The sequence below is a fragment of the Desulfopila sp. IMCC35008 genome (assembly GCF_010646885.2).
Lineage (GTDB): Bacteria > Desulfobacterota > Desulfobulbia > Desulfobulbales > Desulfocapsaceae > Desulfopila.
This window is the reverse complement of sequence record NZ_CP050700.1, coordinates 2,114,005-2,136,076: the sequence shown is the minus strand read 5'-3', so window position 1 is coordinate 2,136,076 and position 22,072 is coordinate 2,114,005. Positions and strand designations below refer to the sequence as shown.

The window sequence follows — 22,072 nt, the reverse complement described above, 5'->3', positions numbered from 1 at the left end:
CATGAGTGCTGAAACCTTGATCACAGTGGAAGGCGTTTCCAAAAAATTCTGTCGCAACCTGAAAAAATCGCTCAGGTACGGGATCCAGGATTTGAGAAGCGAAATACTCGGTCGCCCCCACGACGTCAAGGGCGAATTACGCCCCGATGAATTCTGGGCAGTAAAGGATGTCAGCTTTGAACTAAAACGTGGAGAATGTCTTGGACTGATCGGGCGGAATGGAGCCGGAAAGACCACCCTGTTGCGAATGCTTAATGGGCTAATCAAACCTGATACAGGACGGATTACGATGAACGGCCGGGTAGGAGCGTTAATTGCTTTAGGGGCTGGTTTCAATCCGATTCTGACCGGGCGAGAGAATATCTATGTTAATGCCTCCATCTTGGGTCTGACCAAGAATCATGTCGACAGCAAGTTGGAGGAGATCATCGATTTTGCCGAACTCCGCGAATTCATCGACATGCCGGTACAAAGCTATAGTTCTGGTATGAATGTGCGACTCGGCTTTTCGGTTGCAGCCATCCTCATCCAACCAGATATCCTTTTTCTTGATGAAGTACTGGCAGTTGGCGATATCGGTTTCACCATTAAATGCCTCAATGCCATTCGTAGCCTCACTCAGCATTCGGCGGTCGTCTTCGTCACACACAATATGCAGTATGTTTCATCCTTTTGTTCCCGGATCATGGTATTCAAGCGCGGCCAAATACATCTCGACACTCCAACCCCTGCTGATGGCATCGATTGCTATTACAACCAGATCGAGCATCATCTCAAGGTCAGCGGTACTCGTGAAGCCGAGATCATTGCTATCGATTTCCTGGCAAGTGACTTCGAAACTACCTACACAGAAATAGAACAGAACTCCGAGCTAATCATTTCACAGGGCACGGCAGCAACTGTCCGACTGGAAATAAACATAAGTCGGGTAGGATCTCAAATTACCGTCATCCTTTGTATCATGGATGAATCTATGACGCCCGTTCTTAGCGTGCCTATCTGTGCGGATGATGGAAATCTTGCGCAGTTCCTCGGCTCGACCATTCATCTCGACATACCACTCGGAATCATTGAGTTGAATAGTGGGAAATACAGTTTGATGCTTGCAGTCAGCGACGCGCGAACCAAAGAGCTTTTATTAAGAGTACAGGGACTGATTCCTTTCCGGGTTTTCGCAGATAAAAGCTACTGGGCAAAGTTCGTGCGACCGGTATTCCTTGGCGCTGATATGCAACCAAATCCGCATGTAATAAAGCATGTCTAAAAAATAAGCAGAACGTGGTGCAAAACGTGATATCTGATAAGCCAATCTACGTCACCCAACCCCATCTCCCCCCCCTTGAGGAATTCATTCCCTACCTGGAGAGTATCTGGCATAGCAAGTTGCTCACCAACAAAGGCCCGTTTCATCAAGAGTTTGAACATGCACTGTGCGACTATCTTGGCGTCGAACATCTCACCCTCTTCGCAAACGGTACCTTAGCGCTAGTAACGGCAATGCAAGCCCTACGAATTAGCGGAGAGGTAATTACCACACCTTATTCGTTCGTTGCGACCGCACACGCGCTGCTCTGGAATGGCATCAAGCCGGTCTTCGTCGACATCGATCCGAAAACTCTCAATTTAGATCCAGCAAAGATCGAAGCCGCTATCACGCCTGAAACTAAGGCCATACTTCCGGTGCACTGCTATGGGAATCCCTGCGATGTGGAGGATATTCAGACGATCGCGAATAACTATAACCTAAAGGTAATCTACGATGCTGCGCATGCCTTCGGCGTTCAGATTAGCAACCGCAGCATCCTTAAGCATGGCGATCTGTCAGTACTAAGTTTCCATGCCACCAAGGTTTTCAACACCTTCGAGGGTGGCGCTATTGTGTGCCCCGATGCCAAGACCAAGCAGCATATCGATAACCTCAAGAATTTCGGCTTTGTTGATGAAACCACCGTGGTGGCAACCGGCATCAACGGCAAGATGAGTGAGTTCGGGGCAGCATTGGGCTTGCTCCAGCTTAAACACATCGACCAGGCCCTCGCTCGTCGTCGCGAGATCGACCGTCTCTACCGTACACGTCTTGCGAACGTTCCGAGCATCAATTGCGTCGAGCGCGGCGGACAGACCCGCGACAACCATGCTTATTTCCCGATCCTGGTTCGTCCAGAGTATCCCCTCAGCAGGGACGCATTGTATTCTTGCCTTCGTGAGCACGGCATTTACGGGCGTCGCTATTTTTTTCCGCTGATCTCGGATTTTCCAATGTACCGTGGTCTGCAATCTGCAAACCGTGCTAATTTACCGGTGGCGGCGAGCATTGCTGAGCAGGTAATTTGCTTGCCCATTTATCCGAATTTAGTCGAATCGGACCAGAGCCAGATTTGTGATTTTATAGCGGCAGCCCACGAAGAGAACGTAGTGATCGATAACCGAAAGCAAAATCTCAAATGCTAACCCCTTGCCCCGTTATATTTACAGGTCACAATGATCGTGCCGTGGTTGCACTCTGCCGCTATTTTCGAGCAGTGGAGATACCTTTCCGTCTTGTCGCTCGTCATGGCACAGATGCCATCCTTAATACCCAATGGCGCGACCATGTTCTTTTTCAGCGGAAAGATGCCTCACTGAACGTGCAATTGATGAAGCAGGTCGCATTGAGTCTGCGAGCATTGGGGCTATCTCCGGTTCTATGCCCAACCAGCGAGTTCCTCAACTGCTTCGTATTGGGCAACCATGTGGCCGTAACAGCCTGCGGATGGAACAGCGCTCTGCCTGAACCAGCCCTTTACCAAATTCTTTCCAGCAAAGGGAGCAGCGGGAGCATCATCCATGACCTGACAGGACTGTCATATCCGACCGTCCAGCCCCCCGGTTGTTGGGTGCCACCTTGCGTCCTGAAGCCGAAATACAATATAATCAATAACCAGATGTTGTATCCTATTATTTGTAAGAGCCCGAATGAATTGGCAATGGCGATGGAAACGATTGAAATCAGGGATTGGTTCTCTCAGGAATGGGTGGAAGGTCAAAGCCTGTATCTATGTGCCTATTTGGCCAAAGATGGATATTTTGACTGCTACTGGCAGGAGAACTTGCTGCAGCAGCCGGGCGGTAAGTCCATCGTCTTGGCGCGCTCTACGGCCAACCCAGGTATTGATGTTTCGGCACTCATGTCCGGGCTTCATCGCAAAGGATACTTCGGGCCATTCATGATCGAAATCATGCGCGATAGTTCCGGACGATTGTCCTTCATTGAGGTCAATCCACGCTTCTGGGGACCGTTGAATTTGTCGCTAAAAGTTTGCCCCGGCCTGCTTAATCGCTTCGCAATTGACCAAGGGCTTAAACCATTGCATCTGCTTGCCGACCAAAAGAACACAGATGGATGGTATGCCTGGGCATTTGGTGCGCTCAATAGCCCTTGCCGACGATATCCAGCCGTGGATGCCTACACCGACAAGGATATAAGGATTTTGCTGCGAAAACATGACGTCTATGCAGCACACGACACACAACCGCTTGCCGGCATCTACTGAGAATTATATGATGAATAACCCAACGTTTTCCGAACCTACTGACGATATCGACTCAAATAAACGCCGACTGGCTGACCTCCTGTCTGCCCGAAGCAAGCACAGCATCTACCAAGAACTGCATCCATGGGCTCAAAGCATCTTAGGGCCCCAATATTCACCCACCGGAAAACGCGAAACTCTCCGGTGGAACTACATGACGTCGCATATTGAGTTAACCGGCAAGTCGTTGTTAGACATTGGCGCAAATACTGGATTTTTCTGCCTAGCCGCGCTGGAACAAGGGGCACAGGAAGTCCATGCCTTCGAAGGCAATCCTGCTCATGCAGAATTCATCCGTGAAATAGCCGCCCTCCTTGGACTCTCAGATTGTCTGACTGTTTACAACAGTTACTTCGATTTTGAACGCCAAACAGTCCCGGAAATCAATATCACTTTATGCCTGAATGTTCTCCACCACCTCGGCGATGATTTCGGTTCTCAGAGCACAACACTTGCCACGGCAAAACAACAAATGGGCGAGATACTACGTCAACTAGCCAAGCAAACACAATACTGTTGGTTCCAAATAGGATTCAATTGGAAGGGCGATCGTAATCAACCTTTATTCCCAAACGGCCGCAAAGCCGAAATCATTGAGTTTGTCCGCGATACCTGTCATAACACTTGGGTGATCGAGGACATAGCCATTTATGAACCAGCAGCAGCCTGCTACAAGCCGGTTTGTGATGCGCTATTACAACGTTTTGACGTGGTTGGCGAGTTTTTAAATCGACCACTGTTTTTCCTTAAAAGTTCAACGCAGCAGAGTTTTGATGCTGCCTGACACGACAGATATTTACGGCAATCAATTGTGAGTGAAAAGTGACTGACCTATGCACCAACAGGTGCCTGCATGAATTCGACCACTGCCATTACCCTGCGATGCAAAAATTATGAAAGATGACAATACTATTCGGCAATTGTCGGCACCTGCCCCTATAAGCGAACAGAAGTGGCCGGAAGAAGCATTACCGATCGTCAGTATATCTTGCATTACATACAATCATGAAAATTTTATTCAGGATTGTCTCGATGGTTTTTTGATGCAAGAGACGCAGTTCCCAGTAGAGATCTTAATTCATGATGATGCATCAACAGATCAAACAGCGACCATTATTCGAGAATATGAACGAAGATATCCAAATGTGATAAAGGCTATATGCCAAAAAGAGAACCAATGGTCAAAGGGGATTAGGCCTAACCCTGAATTCAATTTCCCGAGAGCACGAGGTAAATATATAGCGTTTTGTGAAGGTGATGATTTTTGGACAGACAAAAATAAACTCCAAAAGCAAGTTGCAATTGTCGCAAAGTCCCCCCATGTCAAGTTGTGTTTTCATAAAGTCTTTGTCAGGAAAGAGGGTGGTGGTGACAAAGGATTGACTTCTTTTCCTGGTGAGTTGGCTAAGGATCTCTATTCTTGTGAGGAACTCGTCACTCAAAATATTATCCCGACCTGCTCCGTACTCGCTGTCCGTGAAGCTGTAATCGACACCCCATCTTGGTACTACAGACTGCCGATGAATGATTGGCCAAGATGGATCATGGCCTGTAAAGATGGGTATGCACACGGAATAAATAAGGAGATGGGGGTTTATAGAAAACACGACGGAGGCGTATGGAGTCCTATTAGACGCAGTGCACAACTCACCGGAACCTATGATTTTTATTGTGAACTAGAAAAGAATGGACCACCATTGGCCAAAATTGCCGCAGCCAGGGCGCGTCGAGCGCTCTTTTTAATGGCACTTGATCTTGAGCAATCCAGCCTTAAACGAATTAATAATCATGTTGTTTTTGGTCCGTTATTGAAAGTTTGGAGGAAATTTATCAATAAGAATTTCCTTCATCCCAATTTTTAAGAATGTCCGTGTGCTTACCCTAGGGTGGAAATTCTTGGCCATAAGCTAAGAATTAAATTCATAGGCTTTGCAGTCTGAACGACTCACGACTACAACTTCAACAACATTGTGATACACTTTGTCTTTTTAGAGGTAAAATAGTTAATCTTCTTTTAGTATTTAACTAATACCTTCTCTGGGGTAGGTCGTTTTTTTTGTGAAGATGGAGCAACTAATGGATTCAGGTACCGAAACGCAACCTACTGTCAGTATCTGCATTCCGACGTTAAACGGGGGGAGGTTTTTAGAAGCCGCGCTCGAATCAGTCCTATCCCAGGATTTTCGTGACTTAGAAGTGATTTTTTCCGATGACGGTTCAACGGATGACACCTTGGACATAATAGCTTCCTTTATTGAAAAGAGGCAGGTCCCAGCCAGATTATACCACCATAATTGCTGTGGGATTGGCGCCAACTGGAATTTTTGTGTTTCAAAAGCTCAAGGGAAATTTATTAAATTTTTAATGCAAGATGATTTACTATCGGCTCGATGTATTTCCATGATGGTATCAGCTATTGAGCGTAACCCAAGTGTTGGACTAGTGTATTGCCGTAGGAAAATAATTAGCAGTGGCACCGTTGAAGGGCTCCACCAGTGGCTGCAAATTTTTGGAACACTACATGATAAATCTGAGGTGCCGATAAGTGAAGGATTGGTTCATGGTCTATCCATTTTGGGAGATTTGTTTTTTTTAGAGCCTCCAAGGAATAAAATCGGTGAACCGACGGCTGTGTTGTACCGTGCTAATGTAGTCAAAACCGTAGGAGAATTTCGTGAAGATCTGAAACAAACATTAGATTATGAATATTGGTACCGGATACTGCGTCACTTCGATGCATATTTCCTCGATGAGGAACTGGCTATATTCAGACGCCACGAATCACAGGAAACAACATTAAATAAACGTGATGCCATCCATTCTAATGAGGAATTTGCGAAACTGTTGATAATATATTTGCAGCATATTTTTTTCGTATTGGCGCCCAAAAATAAAATCGCTCTATTGAAATTGCTTATTTATGCTTGGCTGCCCATACTTTTAAGAAGGACAAAGTTCTTATTAGCGAGAGTCATTTAGTCATGAAGACTTTCAAAATTTCCATTGCCTTAGCTACATATAACGGTGCTTATTTCATCCGCGAACAACTCGAAAGTTTCGTTGCACAGACTCGCCTGCCTGACGAACTGGTCGTCTGCGATGACTGTTCTAGTGACTCAACACTGTTCATTGTTCAGCAATTTGCCTATATAGCCCCTTTTCAAGTCAAGATTATCGCCAACGAATACAATATCGGTTACGCAAATAATTTTTCCAAGGCATTGTCATATTGCACCGGTGATATAGTTTTACCAAGCGATCAGGATGACGTCTGGCTGCCAACCAAGTTGCTGCAGGTAGAAGAGTATTTCCAGGAGCATACTGAAATTCATTTGCTCATTCACGACATTTTATTCTGTAAAAGCAACCTCACTCCAATCGGCCAGACCAAAATCGAGCGTATGCGTCGTAATTTCGACTTACAAAAGGACTATGTGGTCGGTATGGCAAGTGCCATCAGGGGCGATTTCCTCAGATTATGCCTCCCCATTCCCGATATCAAGGGATTATCCCACGACAAATGGTTGCATATGTGTGCTCAGACACTTTTTGTTAAGACCATCATCAACGAGGTATTAGCCCTGCACCGTCGACACGGTGCCAACTCAACAACTGGCAGTCCATTGAATGTTGACTATGTAACCCTTCCCGATCATTTCCGAAAATTACGACCGGGATTGCTAAAAAGATTATCTCAAATGAAAGCTGATATGACCCTTCGCAAGGAGAGGTCTGCTTCACTGCTCAGTTGGCTAGAACAAGGTCGGGATTCATTTTTGAGCGCAGGATATATTGATGCGGTACAATTAGATATCATTACTTTTGAACTGCGTAAGCGTTATATGGCCGAGGTCTCACGCAATTGTATTCTCAACGAAAAAGGTGGCAAACGCTTAGGCGCTATCTTGAAATTATATCGAAGTGGTGGTTATGCGTATTTTCGTGGCTGGATGAGTTTTACTAGCGATCTCATTTTCCGATACTTGTTTAGACTGTGACTTTGCAACACACATCTCTCATATCTTTTTGCAATTTAAAATATTGAGCAAACCTATTAAGACGGAACCTGATTAGCCGACATTGGTATCAATCTCGTATGCCCTTAACAGGCTGCTTTTTTGATATTTGTAATCAAGCTAACTGTCGGTTATTCGACGTACGGCTTAATATATTTAAGTTACTTTTTGTATAACTAAGCAATGGTGTTTAATTTTTCATCCCATATTTGTTTAAACACTTTTCCTTATCGGCAATTACTACTTGATAATGTATAACAACGAAAAATTAGAAGGTAAGTCTATTGTGAATCCCAATATTAGTGTAATTGTACCCGTTTATAATAGTCCATATTTACTAGGTAAGTGTTTAGACGCACTTTCAAAACAAACATGTTGCACGCCTTTTGAAGCTATCGTGGTAGACAACTGTTCTGACGACTTTATGGAGCTACAGCAGTTATGTGCTCAATTTGATATTGTTAAGTTAGTCAGAGAATTTAATATAGGTTCTTATGCGGCTAGAAATAAAGGTTTAAGTATAGCAAAAGGAAGTGTAATCGTATTCACTGATGCTGATTGTATACCTACTCCTGGATGGCTAAAAGAAGGATGGTTATTTCTGGAAGAAAATCCCGATACTGACTTACTAGCCGGAAAAGTGGATATTTTCCCGAAAGCCCCAAACAAACCAACAATCGTTGAAATATTTGAGTCATTTTTTTCATTTCAGCAAGAAAACAACTGTAAAAATGGCATAGCCACAACAGCAAATCTTTTCATTCGAAGAGGTGTTTTTGAGGATCTTGGCAATTTTGATACAAGTTCTCCATCTGGCGGGGATATTGAATTTACTCAACGAGCTACAGTCCGTGGATATTCTTTAAATTATGCACACAATGCTGTGGTAAAACATCCCGCAAGACACAACTTAAAAGATTTGAGATTAAAAATAGAAAGAGTAAATTATGGTGTTTTTCTTTTACGTAAAAAATGCCCTTTTATGAAAAAGCAATTCGAATTGAAAACAATTATATTTAAAGGTGCTATGCCACCATTACTTGATATTAAAAAGGCATGGCGAGATAGCAAGGATGCCAATATTAGCATCGGTGAATTATTGGGCGTCTTCGCCATACTATTCTTCAATAAATACTATACATTTATATTGAGAATGGGTTACATTTTAGGCATAGGTAAGAATAATATTCGCTGAATAAACCATCTATATTTAATACCAACTATCCATTTCCTTAGTTTTACTAATGAACACCTAATAAAACAAACTAATACAAATACATATGACTATTTTTCTTAGAAAACTCCCTGAATCCTCTAAAAATTTTCTAAGGCCAATCAAAAATTTTATGATGAAGGTTTGTTACTACGGGCATAAACGATATTGTCCAGTATGTGGTAATTTTTCTCGTAAATTTCGTCATTTTGGTTTATTGCCTCGAGAAGATGCACAATGTGTTATTTGCGGGGCGCTAGAACGTCATCGTTTTTTATGGGTATATTTACAGAAAAGAACAAATCTCTTTGAGAAAAAACCAAAACATGTGCTTCATGTAGCAGCAGAACAATGTTATGAGCAAACATTCAGAGAATTATTTGGTCAAGGATACTTAACTGCTGATTTACATAATCCTGCTGCGATGGTTAAAATGGATATTACAAATATCCAGTATCCTGATCAGTCATTTGATGTGATATTTTGCAATCATGTACTGGAACATATACATAATGATATCCTAGCAATGAGCGAACTCTTGCGCGTCTTAAAGAATGATGGCTGGGCAATACTACTCGTACCTATTACCAGCGAAAAAACATTCGAAGATCCTACTATTACCAATCCCCTAGATCGACGTGATGCTTTTGGGCAAGAAGATCATGTTCGAAGGTATGGACCTGATTACGCAGATAGGCTTAGGAAAGCAGGATTTCTAGTAAAGATAACGAAGTCGGATGATTTATTTAAGGATAATGAAATAATAGAATTTGGTTTATCACAAGGAAAACAAAACATTTATCATTGCACCAAAAAATCTACCAACGTATAAAAAGAGCAGATGGTTTCATCATCATAAGACTTATTGTCTTCAAAAAGTATTTTCCAAATATTACGAATTCCATATCAATGATAGAAAAAATGCAGATGTTTAAGTATTGAATTAATAAAGATGAAGGATGAGCAAAAAAATCACCTTTATACTTCTCCACTATTTTCTCAACACCTTGCCACAAACTTTTTCTTCTTGTTATACTGTCGTCAGTAATATATGAAATGAGTAAAGGTTGATCGATAAATACAAATTTAGTATTATTTGACAATCTCAGCACCAAATCCCAATCCTGTAATCGATCTAGACTATCATCAAACATCCCCACTTTATTCAATATTTTTTTTTCTACGATCAAACTTGGTGTTGTAATAAAATTACCTTTAAGTAATTGATAATGAAAATCATGTAAACCGCTTTCAATTTGTCGTTTTTTCTTAGGAATATATTTTTCATTTTCTCCATCAATACGCACAAATCCACAAAAACAAACCTTTGCACTATCACCAAATCTCTTTAAAGATTCAATTTGAAGTTCAAGTTTATCTGGCAACCATTCATCATCACTATCATGAAAGGCTATATATTTTCCGCGTGCAGCACATATCCCACGATTTCGAGCAGCATTTGCGCCTTGTCTACTCCCGGACGATATATACCTGATACGATCATCTGATATAGATAGCACGAGGTTTTTAGTATCGTCAGTTGATCCGTCGTCTGTTATTATTATTTCAAAATCTTTATATGTCTGGTTAATGAGACTATTTATAGATTTAAGCAGGCAATATTCCCGATTATATGTAGGGAGGATTATACTTACATTCGGCTTACATTTTTTATGCATATTGCGAATAATATGTTAATAACTATCTTATAGCAGGGATTCCAAATCTAATTATCATATGTAACTTATACGGAAACATGCTAAATGGCCTGAAAAATTCCTTTGCGTTGATATTACTAATCCTATGAATTAATTTTCTCCGCTTAATCAACCTGCCTTTTTCACTCCATATACATTTCACACAATTCCAGTAAATCAACCAGAATATTTTTATATCTTTTTTAATTATTGATAGCAAAAGACCTTCAAACATAAGAAATAATATATGTATAGGCAAAATCACTATTAGTGCGATAGTAGGATAACTCAGCACCATTACATATGACTTATTCCGTTCGCTCAAACTTCGACGTTCTATAGACGTTACTAGTTTTTTCTCATCAACAAGTTTACCGCCTCCAAAATTAGCCCCGACCCAATGGTCATAACCCGATCCAGGTACCACTTTTACTGGAAATCCCCTCAGCCTGGCATAGCAACAAATAAAAGTATCTTCAGCTAAGGAACCGAACCAGTCAGGAAAACCTCCAAGATTCTCCCATAGCGATTTAGATAGCCACAAACATGCTCCGGTAACCATGCCAACATCATGTTTTGAACTATCCAAGTTAGGAACAGGATTAAGAAATAGGTCAAACGTACTCCCCATATCTATCAGTTTTCCTGACGTTGCATCATATTGCGGCAAGCCATATATTCCCTCTCCATATTCTAGCCAAGCAGCATATAGAGTTAAAATCGCATCATCATTTAACACTGCATCATTGTTCAGTAGCAGTATACATTTCCCTTTGGCTTCTGAAACCATACGGTTGTTACTTACACAAAATCCAACGTTACTAGCACTTTCAATTAGCCGTACAAAAGGATAATTAGTCCGAATATAATCTACTGAATTGTCTTCAGATGCATCATCATGAACTATGATTTCTATCTGACCTTCATCAAATTCCTGCATAAGAACAGATTCAATACAATCACTCAGATAGTTAACTCCATTATAATTCGCGATACATACAGAGCAAATCACTTCTCTACTTTCATATTTTATTGTGGATAGTTTTGAAGGCATTCTTTTAATCAGAAATATTCTATATTTGAATTTGCCGGATAAATTTCTGCATTTTTTTCCCGTAATTCATCCACGAAAACAACTTTGCAAATTGCCTACACCCATCTTCCTGAAACACATAGTCATTAGATTTAACGAGTATCTCAATAGCCTTGCTAGCAAAAGATATATAATCCCCTGGTGAAATAAGATATCCAGTGGTATTTTCTTTAATCGCATCACTGACCCCACCTTCATCAAATGCAATTGTTGGAAGTCCAAACGCAGCAGCCTCAATCGCCACCATTCCAAATCCCTCTACATCCGCATGAGTTTTAACAAGTGGAAATACGAATAGCTCTGCAGCTGAGAAGGCTAAATGCAAGGTGGCTTCATCTACCTCGCCCAGAAGCAGGACGTTGTCTTCCAACCCTCTCTTCTTTATCACTGCCTTTATTTTGGCCAACTCGCAATTGCTTTTCCTTATGGCGTTAACCGCTTCTCCACCGATTACAATAAATCGTATATTGGGAATTTTTTCACGGATCAAACCCATTCCATGATCTACAAAATCTGCAATTCCCTTTCGTTGCACTAGTCTCCCAACACTTAGCATTATTGGATGTCCGTCAATATGCAACTGTTTTTTCCATATCCTTAACCTGTCTGGGTTAACCGCCGATGGATTAGGAATTTCAACACCTGGATTTATCACGGTAATATTTTCACTTAACACGCCAATATCACGAGCAAGCCTGGCTGTATTATTACTGTTTGCCACAATAAAATCGACGTGAGGTATTGTGGGTACAAAAAACTTTTTAAAAATGAAGCTATCAGCGACAAGATCAAGACCATGTACGAACACTACAGACTTTGAGCCAAAAAGGGATGACAGCAAAACAACAATTGGCGAAACGAGGCCACTACCCCCAATAATGATATCGGGCCTAGTTCTTCGGCATGCACTAATTGATTTGATACACGCAGCAATATAAAAGATTGGGAGAAACTTTCCTGGAACCTCATGAACTAATTCACCCTTATTTACAGATGACTTCCCACCGAATGGACAAACGACTTCACACCTGAAGTGTCGATTCAGCTCAATGAAAGTATTAAACATGAGCTTTTCCATTCCACCAACCAATGGAGGGAAGTTCCGTGTGATAAGCAATATTCTTTTCACTAAGTGCCTATATAAAGGATCTTGGGGTGGGCTTAGTCTTCAAACTTTCATCTTCACGCAACCTTGTCGCTCCTCATCTGATTTATCTGTTCGGAGACAAGACCAATCATAAAAATTATGGCCGAAGTGCTTATCAAGAGCGCAGACATGTTTGTGAATCGATCTTCGGTAATAAAAGTGTAGAGATAATATCCAAGGCCAGTGAAAAACATCAGTAAACTAAGTGGGAGGAATATCCGTAAAGGGGAAAACAGTGTAGCTATCTTGAAGATTATCAGCAGAAAACGAACTCCATCATTTACCAGTTTAATCTTACTCTTTCCAAGTCTTTTCCTACTTTGAATAGGAACATACTTTAGACTTCTCCCACTTTTTATGTAAGACATAGTAAGAGTTGTTGGATACGAAAACGTATTTGGAAGCAAGTAAATGAATTGCTGAACCACATCTTTTTTCACTAACCGGAAACCGGATGTGAGATCTTCAATCTTGAAATGAGTCACATAGCTGGCTATCCAGTTGTAGAACTTATTTGCCATATTCCTGTGCAACGCCGTTTCAGATTTACTGGTTCTAGCACCAACAACCATATCAAAAGTGTTTTTATGCTCCAATAACTGATCAATATCCTCCGGGTTGTGCTGACCATCTGCATCCATCATCACAATCCACTCACCTTTGGCAACACGTAAACCAGTTTTAATGGCTGCGCCATTGCCAATATTATATGGATGCGGCCAAACATTTGCACCAGCATCCATGGCCACCTGCATAGTACTGTCGGTTGAACCATCGTCGACCACTAATACTTCAAATTCGGGGTAAAGTTCCTTTACACTACGAACAGTACTGCCGATTGACTGCTCCTCATTATATGCTGGGATAAGAACTGTAACCTCTATATTGTCTGTTTTGGGCATTGCGACTTCTCCTCTTCGGAGTAGAATTTTTAACTTCTGTCAGCCTTCCTGACCAAATCACAAAGCTCATCAGCCATAACATTTATTTCAGCTTTATCCTGGCCTTCAACCATCACCCTTATTACAGGTTCAGTACCTGAAGGTCGAACAAGTATTCTACCGGTCTTACCAAGATCCTGCTCCAATCGCTCCACAGTCTCGGGAAAGCCTGGTATGGAATCAATGGGAATTCTGGTAGAGGTTTCTACATTTTTTAGAACCTGGGGAAAGCTTTCCATCACTTTTGCAAGCTCGGATATTGATTTGTTATGTTTCCTCATTACTGCCAGAAGTTGCAAGCCGGCGAGTATGCCATCACCGGTAGTGTTGTGATCTAGAAAGACCAGATGCCCTGATTGCTCTCCGCCAAATGAGTAGCCCTCTTTCCGCATACATTCGACGACATATCTGTCGCCGACTGCTGTGCGGACCATCTGACCACCCATTCGTTCCATGGTAACTTCGAGACCCATATTGGACATAACTGTAGTAACCAATGTCTTCTTTTTAAGTTTCCTTCTCTTCATGAGATCCTGAGCGCAGATCGCCATGATATGGTCGCCGTCGACAATCTCCCCGTTTTCATCGCAAACGATGAGTCGATCTCCGTCACCATCGAAGGCGAGACCGATGTCGGCTCCAACCTCCCGAACCTTTAGAGCCATTTTTTGCGGATGGAGGGCTCCACAATCGAGGTTTATGTTTTCACCATTCGGCTCAGCTGCAAGTGTTGTCACTTCTGCACCCAGTTCTTCAAAAACATGGGGTGCAACGCTGTATGTTGCACCATTAGCGCAATCGAGCACGATTTTAAACCCGTCAAGAGTGTACTCTTTGGGAAAAGAATTTTTCTGGAATACAATATATCTCCCTTTGGCATCTTCTATTCTTGCAGCCTTGCCCACCTCTTCCGCAACAGGCCTCAAGGCGTCCATTTTCTGGGTGAATATAAGCTCTTCAATATCAAGTTCGACATCGTCAGGAAGCTTGAAGCCATCACTGGCAAAGAGTTTTATTCCATTATCCTGAAATGGATTGTGCGAGGCTGATATAACAACACCTGCATCTGCCCTCATGGATGTAGTAATAAAAGAAATGCCTGGTGTTGGCAGTGGCCCGACCAGAAGCACATCAACACCCATTGAGCAGATCCCAGCTGCCAGTGCATTTTCCAGCATGTAGCAAGACCTTCTGGTGTCTTTGCCTATAACAATACGATGCCGTTTGGTATCATTTTTAATGATAAATGCCATTGCCCTGCCAACCTGGGTGGCGATCTCTATGGTCATAGGGTGAATATTTGCCACCCCTCGTATACCGTCAGTGCCGAATAATTTGCGCATTTTTCTTACTATTTCTTAACTTTCGATTTTCCCGGGACAATAACAGGAATCTGTTGTATCCGGTTGGGAATATTCTGCAACTCATCTGTTTGCGGAAGTTCGTCCTTGCTCTCAACAACCGGCTGAACTGTTATTACTGTCTGTTCGTCTTGCTCAACTTCAATCTCTTCCGGCTTGGGATCTTTTTTCTCGATTTGAGATTCATCTTTCGTCTTACTGGGACCATTGACTATTTTCACTGTTTTTGGCGTTACAGAAAGGATCTCAATAGGATATTTAACCCCTTCTTTCAAAGCAACTTCAACTTTGGTTTCATCCTTGTTTTCTGCCAACCTGGCCGTTACTTTAAACAATGTATACAGGTCGACTTTCTCTCGTAGTAAAAGTACCGGGATATTAGCTATAATGTCTACGTGATCAGGGAGAAGTAAACTTTCCCCATCTCCATCAATCATTTTCACTGGTACACCCGGCAAACTCTTCATCTCTACCTGGGTCTGGATAATAATCTCGGCAGTTACTGAGGTCTCCCCTATCAACTCGACAATGGATGGTTCCAGATCCAGTGGAACCTGAATCTGTTTTGATTCCGTCATACCATTAATATCTATCACCCGTGTCAGCAGCTCATCGACCTGGCTTAATATTGTCTCCGGTCCGGTAATAGTGATGGCATCCGGGTCCATCCGCAGGTTTTTAAGGCTATAACCCAGAGCAGCGTCACCTGTTGTCACCGGTATTACTGGAAATTGTTTTTGAATCAGCTTATCTAAAGATAAAATAATAGATGCAGGTTGAATACGAAGGACGGTGATTCCCCGAGGTACCTGAATCGAATCATTATTATTTTCGATAACATTTGTCCCGGGCATGGCATCGGCCAGGTTGATCTGTCTCGTTACTGCCTTATTGGTCATCTCCTGTATGAGAGAGCGTGGTCCGCTGACCGTCACTTCGATCTCTTTCTTGAACTGGTTGGAAATAACCAGATCCCGGGGCAGGTTTATGATCTCAATTGGCATTGAGACATTTTTATCAACCGTTTCTTCCCCGCCCACATAATACCAGAGCACCGTCGCAAGAAGTAGGGAGATGACCTTCAATACCCAGTCCTTCGTCCAGAGGCGTTGCCATTTCTGGATTGAAAAGAGCTGTCGTAAGAATCGCACTATCCCTTGTAAAGCCAGCTTTTCCATGACTGAGATGTTCCTTCCTTAGGTAAAAATATTGCCCGCAAGCTATTACTGAGACTAATCTCATCACTCACCGTTGTAAGTGCACCATGGCGTACGATGGAAACCTCCTGCGTCTCTTCAGAGACAACAAGTACGACCGCATCAGTCTCTTCAGAGATGCCAATCGCGGCCCTGTGTCTTGTTCCGTATCGTTTATTTATGTATGGGTTTTGAGTGAGCGGCAATATACATCCTGCGGTTTGAATTCTTCCCTTATGGATAATAACACCGCCGTCGTGCAGTGGTGAAACTGGCATGAATATAGAAATAAGCAGTTCTTTCGACAATTGTGCATCAAGCTTAAATCCGGATTCAACAAACTCCTGCAATCCGGTCTCCCGCTCGATAATCATGAGCGCCCCTATACGACGCTTTGATAGATAAAAAACTGACCGAATAATTTCATCAAGATCCTTTTCGGCCACATCCATAGTCTTTTGGAACGGTGTTTTACCAACTTGCGTGAGCGCTCTTCGGACATCCTGCTGAAATACAATTATCACAATAAGCAGGATGGAGCTGAGAAAAGTCTGCATCAACCACATCAATGCAGACAAATCGAAAATTTTCGCCAGGAAATATACGACCGAAAGAACCCCCAGTCCGACAACCATCTGTACGGAACGAGTGCCCCTGATAATGGAAATCAACTGATGAATTATAAAGGCGACAACCAGGATATCGAGCAAATCCTGCCATCTTAAATAACTGAAAACTTCTATCATATAACTTTATATCTCACTTATTTTACATCAAATATAAGGTACAAATAGCGAGTTCGATTCTAATTTTTCTGCGAATTTATAATGCTAATCAAATAATCGACTATTTGACGGCTCGGTTTGTTAGTATAACTTTAGCCTAAAGAGATACCACTATATCATCAGAGCTAAATAAACAATAAATCTGTGTCGAGGCACCCATTCAGTAACATTCTACTGTCAATCTACAGGGTAACGGTGTATTTTGCCAAAGAAAATCTCTGCGGTTACAGCATTTTTCATATCCTGCTTCCCACTTTCTTCCCAATGCTTAAATTGTTGCTTGTAAAATTGATGCAGGCACGGCATATCTTTTGCCTGAACTCGCGAAAATTATTCAAAGAGATTTTATAAAATTTTTTATCGTAACCGGACAGGTTAATCCCTGCCCGTACAACATAAAGAAGTATACTATGTCAGACCACTACGGCACAATCAACATTTCCCAAGATAGAAATAAACCGAGTCCCCCTCCTCACAGAAAAAAGAAGGGGAAGCCTGGAAGTAAAAGAGGTCTATCCTCCCAACCCTCTACGTCTTCCACTTTGATAATAACTGCTATTATTTTTGCTGTAGTTGCAGCTCTCTATGCCGCAGTTGGCTTTATACTTGTCCCGAAATTCATATCAAAATGGCTCCCTGAAAACGTCAGGGCCAAGACCGGTGTCGAGCTAACTATACAAACTGTGGAGTTTAACCCATTTACCTTTGCTCTTCAATTTGGGCCCTCGGTTCTGGTTGATCCCAAATCCAAAAAACATGATCTTATAGCGCTCGACTCACTAAAAGCAAAACTCGCGCCCCTCTCACTGCTGCGCGGTGATGTAGTTACCAAAAGCCTTCTCCTGGAGAAGGTTCATACCAATGTGGTGCGCTATAAAGATTCAACCTATAATTTTACACCATTTATAAAATCACTTAAAAAGTCCGAGCAATCTGACTTTATGGACTTTTCTGAACTACCTTTTTTCTTTTCCCTCAACAATATAATACTCACCAATTCAAAACTTCAATTTGAGGACATCCCCAAAAAATCGACCCATGTAGTCGAGAATATTGAACTTGCCCTGCCAAACATATCAAATTTTCCTTACCAGACGAGTAGTTATATTCGGCCCAAATTCAGCGCCATCATCAACGGCAGCCCATTAGAACTCACCTCGCAAACAGACTACGATGGCCCTGGTGATAGTTCTGAAACCAGGAAGACTGAACTCTCATGCAATATCAATAAGCTTGATCTCTCTCTTTATTTCAGCTACCTGCCGACGCCTTACCCCTTTTCTATAAAACAGGGATACGCTGACGGCGAACTTAAGCTCACTTTTTCACCAGGCTCAAAAGAGAATAAGCTACTGACCGAACTCAACCTCCAGATAACCGATTTGAAAATAGCAGAAAAAAACAGCCTGTATACAATAGAGGTTCCCTCAACAAAACTTGAAGGCGCTATTCAACCTGTTACTGGTGATACATACATGAAACAGGTCGTGCTTCGTGAACCAGTCTTTCATATAAGAAAAGGCAACCTTCCCGAACTTCTCAACCTGCTTACACCAACCGGAGCCGGACAGGAAGCGCAACCATCAGCCATACCTGCCACCCCACCGGTCATGGCTATAGATCTTCTACTTATAGATAACGGCTCATACACGAGTTTTGTTAAAAATCAGAAAGAATCTGTCGACAGTTGGGAGTCCATCCAATTCAACCTTAAAAGTTTCACTTCTGATAAAGAAATTACCGATAAATCGAAACCTACATTTCGGATCAGTGCAGAAAAGGCGAACAGTCATGCTATTTTCAACTGGCAGGGTGAGATTTTGGGGAATAACATCCCTTCCGGGTCATTTCGCATTGACGACATAGAAACAAAACTCCTTTTTGAATGGCTAGAAATACCATCGCTCTTAAACAGCACGGGCACAGCTGATATTACCGGATCACTTACCTATCAGAAAAAAACGGACAAAACACATCCGGTCGATATAAAAATAAAAAAAGGTAATCTTATCCTCCATGACCTTTCTCTTAAAAATGATAACAACAAGGAGGTTTGGTATTCAGCTCCTATTACCAAAATCAGTGGCTTATCAAAGAGTGGTCTAGAGGTAAACCTGGGAAATATTTTTCTAAAAAACAGTTCTGTTTCACTCTCAACAGGCCACCTGCCACCACTTTTCTCTGAGTTCAGCAAAAATAAAACCAATACGACGTTCCAGGCTCTGGAGTTCAAAGGTGAACTTGAACTAAGGAATTCTGCAAATAAGCACACGAAGCCCCTGAAGTTCAACAGTGTGAACCTCCAGGCGGTCAACCTGGATAAAAATGCTGAAACCGGTGACCAGGACAACCTCACCTTTAAGGCGCAGACAGATAATGGAGAAGTTCAGGCAAAAGGTAAACTTACCCTCGAACCTTTCTCAACTGTCCTGCAAACTGCGTTTAAGGATATTTCTGCCCAGAAGCTTCTGCCATGGTTTGGGAAATCAGCTTTCCTGACTGAGACAACAGGCCTTATGCATGGCAAGGGTACTTTCCTTTTTCCCGAAGTTAGTTTCAGTGGCCAACTATCAATAAGCAATGGAGAGCTTGGCAGGAAGAATACTTCAGCTCTCAAGTGGAAAAGTATTGATTTCAAGGATATTCGTATCAACCAAACTCCTTTCTACCTTGGAGGTTCTGAAATAGCTTTTGTTTCACCATTGTTTCTTTTCGAGCGGGAGGCCACAAGCACGCATCCAGCCGGGGCACTTGTTACGTATCTTAATCAACAACTCCCCAAAATGAAGGGCAAGCCCCAAAAAAGTGTCAACCTTTCCTCAATAGAATTGCAGAAAATTTCTGTTTCAGATGGTACAATTAAGTATAAAGAAAACAGGGTTGAACCACCATGGTCTGCGGACATCACTTACTTCCGGGGATTGCTCAACGGTATCAATCGTAAAAATGGTAGCGGTGCCTCTTCCCCGTTTTCCTTTTCCGGCAATATCGATACTATCCCCTTCACTCTTGACGGGACAATAAACCTGTTCGACCTTACTGCTCAGGGCAACAGTCTGTTCAATATGAAAGGATACCCCTTCCCGTCTTTTCATGAACAACTAACCGGACAGACCGATATCGATACAAGCCAGGGTGAGCTCTCTGTAACGACTCGTTCGGACTGGAATAACGGCATCGTAAATGAGCAAAACCAACTCTTGTTTACACGTGTACAACCCGACAGTATCTCTTCTGATACTGCCTTTACCATTGCCCTTTTAACTGATGCAGAACGTCGATTCGAGTTACTGGTCACCAAAAAACACAAAATTACCGAAGGTTCCGAACCTCTTCTTGATGCAACGCTTACAACATTCGGCAAATTTATGGTAAAAGCTGCTGTTTCACCGTTTTTAATTGCATCCGGCGATTACGCAGATATGGCGGATAACGAGTACGCCGAATTCCTGCCCGGTCAAATTGCCCTCTCTGGCCATGGTCGTGAATCGTTGACTCGTTATTCAAGTCTTCTTTCCACGCACCCGCAAATTGGCATAATCGTAACAGGTGGGGCTGATAAAAAAATTGACACAGCTGCCCTGCAGGAACAACTCGAACAAGCTGAAATGGAGCGCGTCGGCATCGAAAACGACAAGAGAAGAAAGAAATACGAAGCAGCGAGACAAGAGTATTTCCAAAAGCTTCAACAGGCAGAACAAGCAAACGGGTCAACAAGTCAAATAGTTGAGCAGAACCTTCCCGCAGAGCTGCTCCAGCCATTTACACCAATCGAACCGGAACCGGTATTAATAGATCATAAAATGTTGCAAAACCTGGCCCAACAACGCGCCAGGGTAATTGTTGATTTTTTTACGGATAAACTTGCACTTGAGCCTGAGCGGATTACAATATCTGAACGACCACGTATAACAGACAGTGATACAAGCGGCGCAAATAAGGTTTTTTTCAGGCTACAGGCCTTTACCGGAAAACAAAAAAACGGGACGGCAGACTCCCAGCCCCAAGGGTAATTAAGGATATGGATCTCGAAACAACGATAGCAGCAACCAGGACATATCGCAGGTTTAATGAAAAGCAGAATCTCACGAAAGAAGCCCTGCACCAACTTATTGACCTGGCTCGGCTTGCCGGTTCTTCAAGAAACTGCCAAGCCTGGCAATATATGATTATCACAGAAAATGATCTCTGCGAGGATATCTTCCCATACCTTGGCTGGGCCGGGTATCTTCAGGACTGGAAAGGCCCAGCCAGTGGTGAAAGACCTGCAGCCTATGTACTGTGTCTGCTTAACCATGACTGGTTGAATGTGCCTGAAAAATTAGCCTACTTCGATCTCGGCATCTCGTCCCAGAACCTGTTACTCGGTGCCATCGAAAAAAATATCGGAGGGTGTCGTATAGGCGCATTTTCTCCTAAACTGGCTGATCTGTTCAACATCCCGCCTCATCTCACACTTGAACTCGTAATAGCCTTGGGTGTACCAGCGGAAAAGGTTGTTATCGAGAAGGTCGACAACAACAACACACACTATTGGCGTGATGAGAATGATATTCACCGGGTACCAAAACGCACCTTAGAAGACATCATTATTTCACTCGATCGAAAATAGGCGCTATTGCAAACCAAGGTAACCCATGATGTCTACACCTTTCACCCAAACACTTCAGTCTGTTCTCCCCTTTTTCGCAGGACTTTCTCTTATTACGTTTTGTATAAGTCTTTTGTGCATTCCCTGGCTGGTTTCACAACTTCCGCAAAACTATTTTCAGAATCCCAAGAATAAAAAAGAAACTGTAGTCTCAAAATCACACATTTCCTACCCCATAATTTTCCTTTTGCGAAACCTCATAGGGTTTGTCTTATTCACAGCTGGTATCGCCATGCTTTTCCTGCCGGGCCAGGGGATCATTACCATGATTATTGGCATCGGTGTTATGAGTTTCCCGTATAAGCAATATCTGATCTACCGAGCAACCAGACCAGCAACCATTCAGTCTACAATGGATTGGATACGCAAAAAAACAGGGAAGGAATCCTTCTGTTGGTAA

Annotated in this window: 19 protein-coding genes; 12 read left to right on the top strand and 7 right to left on the bottom strand. The window is 42.5% G+C overall.

Features of this window, described 5'->3' with window-relative positions; all coding sequences use genetic code 11:
- The first annotated feature begins 1 nt into the window (after nucleotide 1).
- The 9 genes from GA520_RS09435 (at nucleotide 2) to GA520_RS09395 (ending at nucleotide 9,633) form a co-directional block, all read left to right on the top strand.
- Nucleotides 2-1,264, top strand: a complete 1,263-nt coding sequence (locus GA520_RS09435) for an ABC transporter ATP-binding protein (protein ID WP_163336847.1) — start codon at nucleotides 2-4, stop codon at nucleotides 1,262-1,264.
- 17 nt (nucleotides 1,265-1,281) lie between these two features.
- On the top strand, nucleotides 1,282-2,451 hold the full coding sequence (locus GA520_RS09430) for a DegT/DnrJ/EryC1/StrS aminotransferase family protein (RefSeq protein ID WP_304511318.1): 1,170 nt from the start codon (nucleotides 1,282-1,284) through the stop codon (nucleotides 2,449-2,451).
- 41 nt (nucleotides 2,452-2,492) lie between these two features.
- Nucleotides 2,493-3,533, top strand: coding sequence for a hypothetical protein (locus GA520_RS09425; RefSeq protein ID WP_163336849.1), 1,041 nt, complete (start codon nucleotides 2,493-2,495; stop codon nucleotides 3,531-3,533).
- Nucleotides 3,534-3,540: 7 nt separating this feature from the next.
- A complete protein-coding gene (locus GA520_RS09420; protein WP_163336850.1) occupies nucleotides 3,541-4,356 on the top strand; it encodes a bifunctional 2-polyprenyl-6-hydroxyphenol methylase/3-demethylubiquinol 3-O-methyltransferase UbiG in 816 nt (271 codons plus the stop codon).
- A gap of 109 nt (nucleotides 4,357-4,465) precedes the next feature.
- Nucleotides 4,466-5,434, top strand: a complete 969-nt coding sequence (locus tag GA520_RS09415) for a glycosyltransferase (RefSeq protein WP_163336851.1) — start codon at nucleotides 4,466-4,468, stop codon at nucleotides 5,432-5,434.
- 214 nt (nucleotides 5,435-5,648) lie between these two features.
- The gene (locus GA520_RS09410; protein WP_163336852.1) at nucleotides 5,649-6,551 is read left to right on the top strand and encodes a glycosyltransferase; all 903 of its coding nucleotides are present in this window, start codon (nucleotides 5,649-5,651) and stop codon (nucleotides 6,549-6,551) included.
- 2 nt (nucleotides 6,552-6,553) lie between these two features.
- The gene (locus tag GA520_RS09405) at nucleotides 6,554-7,570 is read left to right on the top strand and encodes a glycosyltransferase (RefSeq protein WP_163336853.1); all 1,017 of its coding nucleotides are present in this window, start codon (nucleotides 6,554-6,556) and stop codon (nucleotides 7,568-7,570) included.
- A gap of 304 nt (nucleotides 7,571-7,874) precedes the next feature.
- Complete coding sequence (locus GA520_RS09400) at nucleotides 7,875-8,783, top strand: glycosyltransferase family 2 protein (RefSeq protein WP_163336854.1); 909 nt, start codon at nucleotides 7,875-7,877, stop codon at nucleotides 8,781-8,783.
- An 85-nt stretch (nucleotides 8,784-8,868) separates the two neighbouring features.
- Complete coding sequence (locus GA520_RS09395) at nucleotides 8,869-9,633, top strand: class I SAM-dependent methyltransferase (protein WP_163336855.1); 765 nt, start codon at nucleotides 8,869-8,871, stop codon at nucleotides 9,631-9,633.
- Here GA520_RS09395 and GA520_RS09390 read toward each other — a convergent pair.
- The 7 genes from GA520_RS09390 to cdaA form a co-directional block, all read right to left on the bottom strand.
- The gene (locus tag GA520_RS09390; protein WP_163336856.1) at nucleotides 9,620-10,480 is read right to left on the bottom strand and encodes a glycosyltransferase family 2 protein; all 861 of its coding nucleotides are present in this window, start codon (nucleotides 10,478-10,480) and stop codon (nucleotides 9,620-9,622) included. The two genes, GA520_RS09395 and GA520_RS09390, sit on opposite strands and share 14 nt — an antisense overlap.
- 22 nt (nucleotides 10,481-10,502) lie before the next feature.
- Nucleotides 10,503-11,552 (bottom strand): glycosyltransferase family 2 protein, encoded by a 1,050-nt coding sequence (locus GA520_RS09385; protein WP_163336857.1) that lies wholly within the window; start codon nucleotides 11,550-11,552, stop codon nucleotides 10,503-10,505.
- Between the two features lie 19 nt (nucleotides 11,553-11,571).
- Entirely contained in the window at nucleotides 11,572-12,669 is a 1,098-nt protein-coding gene (locus tag GA520_RS09380) for a glycosyltransferase family 4 protein (RefSeq protein ID WP_163336858.1), read from the bottom strand.
- A gap of 104 nt (nucleotides 12,670-12,773) precedes the next feature.
- Nucleotides 12,774-13,640, bottom strand: a complete 867-nt coding sequence (locus GA520_RS09375) for a glycosyltransferase family 2 protein (protein WP_163336859.1) — start codon at nucleotides 13,638-13,640, stop codon at nucleotides 12,774-12,776.
- Between the two features lie 29 nt (nucleotides 13,641-13,669).
- Nucleotides 13,670-15,022 (bottom strand): phosphoglucosamine mutase, encoded by a 1,353-nt coding sequence (glmM, locus tag GA520_RS09370; RefSeq protein WP_163336860.1) that lies wholly within the window; start codon nucleotides 15,020-15,022, stop codon nucleotides 13,670-13,672.
- Nucleotides 15,023-15,030: 8 nt separating this feature from the next.
- Entirely contained in the window at nucleotides 15,031-16,218 is a 1,188-nt protein-coding gene (locus GA520_RS09365; protein ID WP_163336861.1) for a YbbR-like domain-containing protein, read from the bottom strand.
- Nucleotides 16,191-16,982 carry a diadenylate cyclase CdaA gene (gene cdaA, locus GA520_RS09360; protein WP_163336862.1) on the bottom strand — a complete coding sequence of 264 codons (792 nt, stop codon included), beginning with the start codon at nucleotides 16,980-16,982 and terminating at the stop codon, nucleotides 16,191-16,193. Before cdaA ends, GA520_RS09365 begins: the two co-directional genes overlap by 28 nt.
- Before the next feature lie 449 nt (nucleotides 16,983-17,431).
- Between cdaA and GA520_RS09355 the strand changes: the two genes are divergently transcribed.
- The 3 genes from GA520_RS09355 to GA520_RS27130 are packed head-to-tail and all read left to right on the top strand — an operon-like array spanning nucleotide 17,432 to nucleotide 22,072.
- On the top strand, nucleotides 17,432-21,034 hold the full coding sequence (locus tag GA520_RS09355) for a DUF748 domain-containing protein (protein ID WP_163336863.1): 3,603 nt from the start codon (nucleotides 17,432-17,434) through the stop codon (nucleotides 21,032-21,034).
- Between the two features lie 8 nt (nucleotides 21,035-21,042).
- Nucleotides 21,043-21,633 carry a nitroreductase family protein gene (locus GA520_RS09350; RefSeq protein ID WP_163336864.1) on the top strand — a complete coding sequence of 197 codons (591 nt, stop codon included), beginning with the start codon at nucleotides 21,043-21,045 and terminating at the stop codon, nucleotides 21,631-21,633.
- Nucleotides 21,634-21,658: 25 nt separating this feature from the next.
- Nucleotides 21,659-22,072, top strand: coding sequence for a PGPGW domain-containing protein (locus GA520_RS27130; RefSeq protein ID WP_163336865.1), 414 nt, complete (start codon nucleotides 21,659-21,661; stop codon nucleotides 22,070-22,072).